Raw genomic sequence first — 7,333 nt, 5'->3', positions numbered from 1 at the left:
CCCTTGGGCGACGGGGCCGCCCCAAGGGGGCGGAACGGGCGGGCAAGGGGGCGGCCCGCCCGACTCCGGGCCACCCCGCTCCCGGCCCTCTCGCCCCCGGCCCACCCCACTACCGGCCCGCCCGACTCCGGGCCACCCCGTTCCCAGCCCTCTCGCCCCCGGCCCACCCCGCTCCCGGCCCCCGGCCAAGCCCCACCCCCGGCTGCATTCCCCACCAGACCCCGCCCACCCCCAGCCGCACGCCCCGCCAGGACCCCGCCCAGGGATAATCGCCCTCGTGAGCGAAAACCCCCACCCCCCCGAGCCCACCCCCACCCCCGGCCCCCAGCCCGAACCCCTCCGCCTCTTCGGCACCACCTGGCTCCACCACGACAACGGCTACACCCTCCGCCGTATCGGCACCTCCGTAGGCTCCCTCGCCGCAGCGGTCGCCGGCTGCCTGGTCCTCCGCTTCGCCTACCAGGGCCTCCAGATCGCCGACGTCGGCGGCATCGTCGGCACGCTGATCATCGTGATGTTCGCGATCTGCAGCGCCATCGCCTTCCGCAAGACCTGGGAGGGCTTCACCGCCCGCCCCACGGACCCGGCCCGCGACCAGTCCCTCCGCAGCCTCAAGACGATCGGCTTCGTCGGCTCGCTCCTGGCCTACTTCTTCCGCTCCCTCACCGAGGCCCCCGGCGAAAAGCTCCACCGCCAGGAGTACGAAACGGCTCTGGCCCAGTACAACCGCCGCCGCGGCAGCCGCACAGGCAACCCCGCCGCCCGCAAGAAGAACCCCAAGCGCAAGTAACCCAAACCCCACCCACCCACCGGCGCCCCGGGAAACCGATCCCCTCTACCGCCTCCGCCCGGCCCTGCCGCTCCCCCCACACACACACCACAGTCGGCACAGCCCCTCACACCCAGAGCCGAAGGCGATTCCGCCCCGCCGGATCGCCCCGCCCTGGCCACCCTGCACCAGCCCACCCCCCCACCTGCTGCGGCCCCACCCACCCCCCCCGGGACACAAACCCGGCCCTCTCCCCAAAGCCCACCCCAGCCCCGAGGATGGCCCCATGGCCACCTCACCCCACGAGCCACCGCCCGGAGCCCCGGCGAACCACGAAGCCCCGGACTCCCACCCCACCCACTTCGCCGCCCGCGCGCACTCCTTCAACGCCGCCGCCCCCGCGTACGCCGCCCACCGCCCCTCCTACCCGCCCGCCCTCCTCGACGCCGTCGAGGAATTCGCGGGCCGGCCCCTCTCCGGCGCGGACGTGGCCGACATCGGCGCCGGCACAGGCATCGGTACCGCCGTCCTGCACGCCCGCGGCGCCCGCGTGATCGCAGTGGAGCCCGGAGCCGGAATGGCCGCGGAGTTCCGCCGCACGCTCCCCGACGTCCCCCTCGTCCGGGGCAACGGCAACCACCTCCCCCTCGCCACCGCCTCCGTGGACTTCCTCACGTATGCCCAGGCCTGGCACTGGACGGACGCCGCCCTCTCCGCCCCGGAGGCGATGCGCGTCCTGCGCCCCGGCGGCGCACTCGCCCTCTGGTGGAACGTCCTCGACGACACGGTGGACTGGGTCGCCGCCCAGGACGCCCGCCTCCGCGCGTTCTTCGCGGACGGCAAGACCCCGGCCACCGGCACGATGGGCGCCCACGGCGACATGAAGAACCGCGTCGGCCACAACTCGGGCGGCCTGCGCTTCGTCACCCGCGAAATCCCCTGGACCCGCCGCATCTCGATCGACGACCACCTGGCCAACCTGGCCACCCACTCGGCCTTCCTCATCCAGCCCGAGGACCAAGTCACCCACTTCCTCACCACCGAACGAGCCGAACTCCTCAAAACCTTCCCCGACACCCACCTCTCCGAGCCCTACACCGTCGAACTCCACCTCACCCTCTCCCCCCACTAACCCCCACCCCTCCCGCCCTCCACCCCTCCCGCCCTCCACCCCTCCCGCCCTCCACCCCTCCCGGCCTCCACCCCTCGGCCTCCCTCCCTCGGTCTCCCTCCCTCGGTCTCCGCCCCTGTCGGCTTCCGCCCTCTTCTCCGCCCCGCCAAGTCCCTCGGTCTCCGCCCTTCTCCGCCCCCACCCCTCGGTCTCCGCCCTTCTCTGCCCCATCCCCTCGGGCTCCGTGTCCGCAGTCGCCCCCTTGGGCTCCACCTCTCCGCCCCAGCCTCCTCGTGCAACGGAGCCGCCCCTGCCCCCTTCCCGTAACCCCGTCGGGCGACCGGGCCGCCCCTCCCCACCCTCTTCCCCCAGCCCCCTTGGGCGGCGGGGCCGCCCCCCCCGGGGGCGGGACGGGCGGGCAAGGGGGCGGCCCCTCCCGCTCCCGGCCCGCCCGGGTGCCGCCCCTGCCTCAGCTCCTGCGCCGGGTGCACGTCACCGCAGGGGCCCCGGCTCGCCTCCCGGCACGGGGTACGCGCAGCCCCGCCCCGCCGGGGCAAGGGGGTCCCCAGCCCCGCCCCTTCACCTAAACCCGCGGGGCAGGGGGGACAGGTCCCGTGCAGAGGGTGGTGGGTCTCGGACCCGCGCGAGTGCGTCGTGGCCGCTCGCGCAGTTCCCCGCGCCCCTATCGGGGCACGGAGAAAGCCCCCCCCGAGGCCTGAGGCCCCCCTTGACGCCCCCCACCCCCCGGAGGATTATTCATCACGCGATGAATAACAAGGAAGGGGCGCCCCCATGCCCTCCCCACCCGCCATCCACGCCCACACCCTCTCCACCACCCGCGGCCCCCGCCAAGTCCTCCACGACCTCGACTTCACCGTCCCCCGCGCCCGCATCACCGGCCTCCTCGGCCCCTCCGGCTGCGGCAAATCCACCCTCCTGCGCGCCATCGTCGGTACGCAGGCCAAGGTCACCGGCACCCTCACGGTCCTCGGCCGGCCCGCAGGGCACCCGGACCTCCGCTCACGCATCGGCTACGTGACCCAGGCCCCAGCCGTCTACAACGACCTGACCGTCCGCCAGAACCTCGCCCACTTCGCCGCGATCCTCACCCCGGGCCGCGCCGCCGCCGAAGCCCGCACCGCCTCCGTCGCCCGAGCCCTCACCGCCGTCGACCTCACCTCGCACGCGGACGACCTGGCCGGCCACCTCTCCGGCGGCCAACGCAGCCGCGCCTCCCTCGCGGTGGCCCTCCTGGGCGCCCCCGAACTCCTGATCCTCGACGAACCCACCGTCGGCCTCGACCCCGTCCTCCGCCGCGACCTCTGGAACCTCTTCCACACCCTCGCCGCCGACCACGGCACCACCCTCCTCGTCTCCTCCCACGTCATGGACGAGGCCGAACGCTGCGACCGCCTCCTCCTCATGCGCGAAGGCCGCATCCTCGCCGAGGACACCCCCACCGCCCTCCTCGCCCACACCCAGGCCCCCACCATCGAATCCGCCTTCCTCCACCTGGTCACCACCCCCTGACCACCTCGGACATCACCCGTCCTCCGCGAGTAGCCCCGAGGTTCCCGCCCCGGTCACCACCCGTCCTCCGCGAGCAGCCCCCAGGCTCCCGCCCCCGGACATCACCCGTCCTCCGCGAGCAGTCCCGAGGCTCCCGCCCCGGTCACCACCCGTCCTCCGCGAGCAGCCCCCAGGCCCCCGGCCCTCGACACCACCGATCCCCCACCAGCAGCCCCAGGCCCCCCGCCCAGGGAAGGGACCCTCCCCATGACCCTCACCCGCACGCTGGCCACCGCCTCCCGCGTGCTCCACCAACTCCGCCACGACCCCCGCGCCGTCGCCCTCACCCTCCTCGTCCCCGCCGCGATGATCACCCTGCTCCGTTACGTCTTCGACGCCACGCCCCAGACCTTCAACGCGGTCGGCGCCTCCCTCCTCGGCATCTTCCCGCTGATCACGATGTTCCTGATCACCTCCATCGCCACCCTCCGCGAACGCACCAACGGCACCCTGGAACGCCTCCTCGCGATGCCCCTCGCCAAGGCGGACCTGATCGGTGGCTACGCCCTCGCCTTCGCCGTACTCGCCCTCGTCCAGTCCGCCCTCGCCACCGCCATCGCCGTCTGGCTCCTGGGCCTGGACGTCACGGGCTCCCCGTGGCTGCTCCTCCTCGTCGCGGTCCTGGACGCCCTCCTCGGCACCGCCCTCGGCCTCTTCGTCTCGGCCTTCGCCTCATCGGAGTTCCAGGCCGTCCAGTTCATGCCCCTGGTCCTCTTCCCCCAGCTCCTCCTCTGCGGCCTCTTCACCCCCCGCCCGTCGATGCACCCCGTCCTGGAGGCGGTCTCCGCCGTACTCCCCATGTCCTACGCGGTCGACGCCATGACCGAAATCCGCACCCACTCCACCCTCACGGCCACCTTCCTCCGCGACACCACCCTCGTCACCGCCGTCGCCCTCACCGTCCTCCTCCTGGGCGCCGCCACCCTCCGCCGCCGCACCCCCTGACCACCCTTCGGACGCCCCGTTCCCCCCACCACCCCCGATGCAAGGATGGGTTCCGTACCCCAGCCCCACCGCCCGGAGGGTGATCCAAGTGACCGACCACCAAGCAGCCAACGCCGCCAAGACGATCGCCGTCCTCGGCACCGGCAAAATCGGCGAAGCCCTCCTCAGCGGCATGATCCGCGGCGGCCGCCGCCCCGCCGACCTCCTCGTCACCGCCCGCCGCGCGGACCGCGCCGAAGAGCTCCGCACCCGCTACGGCGTCGAGTCCGTCACCAACGCCGAAGCCGCCAAGCGCGCCGACACCCTGATCCTCACGGTCAAGCCCCAGGACATGGCCAAGCTCCTCGAAGAGCTCACCCCGCACCTCCCCACCGGCGCGAGCCCGCTCATCATCAGCGGCGCCGCCGGCATCCCCACCTCCTTCTTCGAAGAACGCCTCGCCCCCAACACCCCCGTCGTCCGCGTCATGACGAACACCCCGGCCCTCGTCGACGAGGCCATGTCCGTCATCTCCGGCGGCAGCCACGCCACCCCCGCCGACCTCGCCCACGCCGAGGAGATCTTCGGCGGCGTCGGCAAGACCCTCCGCGTCCCGGAGTCCCAGCAGGACGCCGCCACCGCCCTCTCCGGCTCCGGCCCGGCCTACTTCTACTTCCTGGTCGAGGCGATGACCGACGCCGGCATCCTCCTGGGCCTGCCCCGCGCCCAGGCCCACGACCTGATCGTGCAGGCCGCCATAGGAGCCGCCGTCATGCTCCGCGACAGCGGCGAGCACCCGGTGAAGCTCCGCGAAGCCGTCACCTCCCCGGCCGGCACCACCATCAACGCCATCCGCGAGCTGGAGAACCACGGCGTACGGGCCGCTCTCATCTCCGCCCTGGAAGCCGCCCGCAACCGCAGCCGCGAACTCGCCTCCGGCACCGGCTGACCCCCGAGCCACCCGTCCGGCACCGGCCGCCCCCGGGCCACCCGACCGAGCCACCCGATCGGCTCTCCGTGACGCGCCACCTCCTTTCCCCGCGTGCTGACCTGAACCCATGAACAGCTCTCGCTTCACGCACACCCTGCTGGCCGTGACCACGGTCGCCGTCGCCACCCTCACCACCGCCGGAACAGCTGCCGCCGCCTCGTCGCCCCAGGGCGGCGGCGAGCTGTTCCACGGCGTGGTGACGGCCCCCGTCAAGGTCCACGAGGACACCGACCCCAAGTCGCCGTCGGAGGTCACCCTCCCCAAGGGCTACGAAGTCCTCATCATCTGCAAGGTCCCCGGCTGGTTCCTGCTGCTCAACGAGGAGTCCATCGACGAGGACGAGCCCGAGATCGGCTGGGCCCAGTCCACGTCCATCCAGGTCAAGGGCAAGCAGCCCGCCACCTGCTGACCCGATCCCCGCAGCCCCGGCTTCTCACCCCGCGGGCAGCAACCCGATGGTCCGGTACGCCGCATCCACGGTGGGCCGGGCCATCGCCCGCGCCCGCTCGGCCCCCTTCCGCAACACCTCCTCCACATGTCCCGCGTCCGCCGCCAACTCCGCGTGCCGCTCCCTCACCGGCCTCAGTACCTCCACCACCGCCTCCGCCGTGTCCCTCTTGAGCGTCCCGTACGACTCATATACACCGGCCAGCTCCTCCGGGTTCCCACCCGTACAGGCCGCCAGCAGATCCAGCAGATTCGCCACCCCGGGCCGCTTCTCCCGGTCGTACTCGACGCCCCCGCTCCCGCTGTCGGTCACCGCCCGCATGACCTTCTTCCGTACGACATCGGGCTCGTCCAGCACGAACACGACACCGCCGGTCCCCGCGGTCGTCTTGCCCATCTTCGACGTCGGCTCCTGAAGGTCCATGACCCTGGCCGCCACCGCCGGCTTCGTCGCCCGAGGCACCACGAAGGTCTCCCCGTACCTCTGGTTGAACCGCACCGCCAGGTCCCGCGTCAGCTCCACGTGCTGCGTCTGGTCGTCCCCGACGGGCACCTCGTCCGCCCCGTACGCCAGGATGTCCGCCGCCATCAGCACGGGATACGTCAGCAACGACAGCCGCACCCCGTCCCCGGCCGCCTGCGCCTGCGCGCTCTTCTCCCGGTACTGGATCATCCGCCGCATCTCCCCGTCGGACGCCGTGCACTCCAGTACGTACGACAGCCGGGCGTGCTCATCCACATGACTCTGTACGAACACGGTGCACACCTCCGGGTCCAGCCCGACCGCCAGCAGCAGCGTCGCGAGCTCCCGGCTGAGCCGCAGCACCCGCGCGGGATCGTGTTCCACGGTCAGCGCGTGCAGGTCCACCACGGAGAAGAGGGCCTCGCCCCGGTGCTGGTCCACCTCGGCCCACTGCCGCACGGCGCCGAGGTAGTTCCCGAGCGTCATGTGGCCGGTCGGCTTGATCCCGCTGAAGATCCGCGTCATCTGTCTTCGTCCTCCTGGTCGAGGCCGCCACCCCTGGCGACCGACCTCCCGGAGGGAGAAACGCGAACGGCCGCCGAAGCGGCGGCCGTGGATGCATACGTGTGCGCGGCCGCCGTCAGGCGGCCCACCAGCTGGTGCACGTACGCGTAGTCATGCCCGACACCGTAGCCGTCCGGCCCTGGGTTGACACACGATTAACGGATACGTAATGTTCTCCGAGCTGTCCGACTGTGAGCACTGGCCCCGGCCGGTCCCCGGACAGTCATTCCGCACCAACCACTCAAGCAGGCGACTCAACGTCGCATCGTCTTCGTGTGCTCTTTTTGCGAAATGAGGAATCCGCGTTCGAGAGGACGCCCCCGATTGGCATCGGGGCCCAGGAATCCGCTAATGTCTCACTCGTCGGAACGGCCCAACAGCCGCAAAGACAAACCCCGCTGACTGGGAATCAGGCCCGAAAGGATCTGATAGAGTCGGAACCGCCGGAAAGGGAAAACGCGAAAGCGAAGAACCTGGAAAGCACCGAGGAAATCG

At 72.1% G+C, this 7,333-nt stretch carries 7 protein-coding genes; 6 read left to right on the top strand and 1 reads right to left on the bottom strand.

The window, feature by feature from the left end; translation table 11 throughout:
• The first annotated feature begins 277 nt into the window (after positions 1-277).
• The 6 genes from ACIO3O_RS42600 to ACIO3O_RS42575 all read left to right on the top strand — a co-directional run bounded on the left by ACIO3O_RS42600 (position 278) and on the right by ACIO3O_RS42575 (position 5,773).
• Positions 278-790 carry a hypothetical protein gene (locus tag ACIO3O_RS42600; RefSeq protein ID WP_401756386.1) on the top strand — a complete coding sequence of 171 codons (513 nt, stop codon included), beginning with the start codon at positions 278-280 and terminating at the stop codon, positions 788-790.
• A 265-nt stretch (positions 791-1,055) separates the two neighbouring features.
• On the top strand, positions 1,056-1,901 hold the full coding sequence (locus ACIO3O_RS42595; protein ID WP_401756383.1) for a class I SAM-dependent methyltransferase: 846 nt from the start codon (positions 1,056-1,058) through the stop codon (positions 1,899-1,901).
• 771 nt (positions 1,902-2,672) lie between these two features.
• Positions 2,673-3,410, top strand: coding sequence for an ABC transporter ATP-binding protein (locus ACIO3O_RS42590; RefSeq protein WP_401756381.1), 738 nt, complete (start codon positions 2,673-2,675; stop codon positions 3,408-3,410).
• Between the two features lie 246 nt (positions 3,411-3,656).
• Positions 3,657-4,394 (top strand): ABC transporter permease, encoded by a 738-nt coding sequence (locus ACIO3O_RS42585; protein WP_401756378.1) that lies wholly within the window; start codon positions 3,657-3,659, stop codon positions 4,392-4,394.
• An 88-nt stretch (positions 4,395-4,482) separates the two neighbouring features.
• Positions 4,483-5,322 (top strand): pyrroline-5-carboxylate reductase, encoded by an 840-nt coding sequence (gene proC / locus ACIO3O_RS42580; protein WP_401756375.1) that lies wholly within the window; start codon positions 4,483-4,485, stop codon positions 5,320-5,322.
• 109 nt (positions 5,323-5,431) lie between these two features.
• Positions 5,432-5,773 (top strand): hypothetical protein, encoded by a 342-nt coding sequence (locus ACIO3O_RS42575; RefSeq protein ID WP_401756372.1) that lies wholly within the window; start codon positions 5,432-5,434, stop codon positions 5,771-5,773.
• Positions 5,774-5,797: 24 nt separating this feature from the next.
• Here ACIO3O_RS42575 and trpS read toward each other — a convergent pair whose 3' ends face one another.
• Positions 5,798-6,799, bottom strand: coding sequence for a tryptophan--tRNA ligase (gene trpS / locus ACIO3O_RS42570; RefSeq protein ID WP_401756369.1), 1,002 nt, complete (start codon positions 6,797-6,799; stop codon positions 5,798-5,800).
• Between the last annotated feature and the right edge of the window lie 534 nt (positions 6,800-7,333).

The organism is Streptomyces sp. NPDC087440 (genome assembly GCF_044744005.1).
Taxonomy (GTDB): domain Bacteria; phylum Actinomycetota; class Actinomycetes; order Streptomycetales; family Streptomycetaceae; genus Streptomyces.
Note: the sequence above shows the minus strand (reverse complement) of the source record. Positions and strands in the feature narration are given on the sequence as shown.

Coding starts and splice junctions, on each gene's coding strand:
- ACIO3O_RS42595 (WP_401756383.1), top strand. CDS start 1,056: ATGGCCACCTCACCCCACGAGCCACCGCCCGGAGCCCCGGCGAACCAC.
- ACIO3O_RS42590 (WP_401756381.1), top strand. CDS start 2,673: ATGCCCTCCCCACCCGCCATCCACGCCCACACCCTCTCCACCACCCGC.
- ACIO3O_RS42585 (WP_401756378.1), top strand. CDS start 3,657: ATGACCCTCACCCGCACGCTGGCCACCGCCTCCCGCGTGCTCCACCAA.
- ACIO3O_RS42575 (WP_401756372.1), top strand. CDS start 5,432: ATGAACAGCTCTCGCTTCACGCACACCCTGCTGGCCGTGACCACGGTC.
- trpS (WP_401756369.1), bottom strand. CDS start 6,799: ATGACGCGGATCTTCAGCGGGATCAAGCCGACCGGCCACATGACGCTC.